Source organism: Streptomyces capoamus (assembly GCF_014654935.1).
Classification (GTDB): domain Bacteria; phylum Actinomycetota; class Actinomycetes; order Streptomycetales; family Streptomycetaceae; genus Streptomyces; species Streptomyces capoamus.
This window is the reverse complement of sequence record NZ_BNBF01000002.1, coordinates 58185-59632: the sequence shown is the minus strand read 5'-3', so window position 1 is coordinate 59632 and position 1448 is coordinate 58185. Positions and strand designations below refer to the sequence as shown.

At 74.5% G+C, this 1448-nt stretch carries 2 protein-coding genes; one reads left to right on the top strand and one right to left on the bottom strand.

Annotated elements, in window-relative coordinates; translation table 11 throughout:
* The coding region (locus IE312_RS38645) for a carboxyl transferase domain-containing protein (protein ID WP_306419710.1) at window positions 1-192 on the bottom strand (192 nt) is incomplete at its 3' end.
* 110 nt (window positions 193-302) lie between these two features.
* Between IE312_RS38645 and IE312_RS03775 the strand changes: the two genes are divergently transcribed.
* A complete protein-coding gene (locus IE312_RS03775; protein ID WP_189978367.1) occupies window positions 303-1163 on the top strand; it encodes a biotin--[acetyl-CoA-carboxylase] ligase in 861 nt (286 codons plus the stop codon).
* Window positions 1164-1448: the final 285 nt, after the last annotated feature.

The following is a 1448-nucleotide window of genomic DNA, read 5'->3' as shown; positions in this document are numbered from 1 at the left end:
CTCGTCCAGCTCGACGAACGAATCCTCGTCGAGGAGCAGTTCGATGCGCTCACGGGCCGTCAGCTTGCCCTTGGCGTGCTGTTTCTCGACGGCGCGTTCCGAGCCGGCGTGCGTCGCCTCGTGGATGCGGCGCTGGAGGTCCGCCAGCTTGCCCGCGGTCGTGTGAATGTCGATCTCTTCCGGCTCGGACATCGGGATGCGGCTCCCTGCCTGCTCAAAAGGGGGGACGGTTACTCATCCGTAGAGTAGTGGCGGGCCTACGGATCAGCAGTGCGTCGTTTACCACACCTAGGGTGGCTTGCATGACGCCGCAGAAACCTTCAGACGACAACCGCTGGTCCGACCTGGACCGTCCGCCCCTGAACGCCGCGGCCCTGCGGCGCGGGCTGGTCCGGGAGGGGGGCCTGTACCGCGAGATCGACGTGGTGCAGCGGACCGGCTCCACCAACTCGGACCTCGCGGCGCGGGCCGCCGCGGGGAAGGCCGGGGAGGGGGCGGTGCTGGTGGCCGAGGAGCAGACGGCCGGCCGGGGCCGGCTGGACCGGCGCTGGAGCGCGCCGCCGCGCTCGGGCCTGTTCTTCTCCGTCCTGCTGGAGCCCGCCGAGGTGCCGGTGGCGCGGTGGGGGTGGCTGCCGTTGCTGACGGGCGTGGCGGTGGCGACCGGGCTGTCCCGGGCGGCGGGCGTCGACACGGCGCTCAAGTGGCCGAACGACCTGCTGGTCACCGTCGGCGGGCAGGAGCGCAAGGCCGGCGGGATCCTCGCCGAGCGGGCCGGCCCGGGCGGCATCGTCATCGGCGTGGGCATCAACGTCACCCTGCGGGCGGACGAGCTGCCCGTGCCGCAGGCGGGCTCCCTCGCGCTGGCCGGGGCGCTGGGCACGGACCGGGATCCGCTGCTGCGGGCGGTGCTGCGGTCGCTGGAGGACTGGTACGGACGGTGGCGGACGGCGGGCGGCGACCCGGCGGCGAGCGGCCTCCAGGAGACGTACACGGCCGGCTGCGCCACGCTCGGCCGCGTGGTGCGGGCCGAGCTGCCGGGGGAGCGGGCGGTGGTGGGGGAGGCCGTGGCCCTGGACGGCGACGGCCGCCTGATCATCGCCACGGAGGAGGGTGTGCAGGAGCCGGTGGGCGCGGGCGACATCGTCCACCTGCGGCCGGCGTAGCCCGCGGTCGCTTCCGCGCCGAGTGGGGTGGGTGGGACGTCGTCCGCGTCTGGCCCCCTCGCCGCACGGCGCAGGGGCGCGGAACCGTGCGGCCGGTCACGGCGAGGCCGCGGCCGGCGTCCGGTCAGGTGACCGGTACCGGTGGCAACCCCCCGGCCGAGCCCTACGGAGTGAGCTGGCGCACACCTGCCGTAGAGTTGAGGCCGGTCGATACCTGACCGCGGCAGATCGGAAGGGCAGCAGGCGTGACCGTCGACGACACGGGCTCCGGCGCTGGCGGGGACC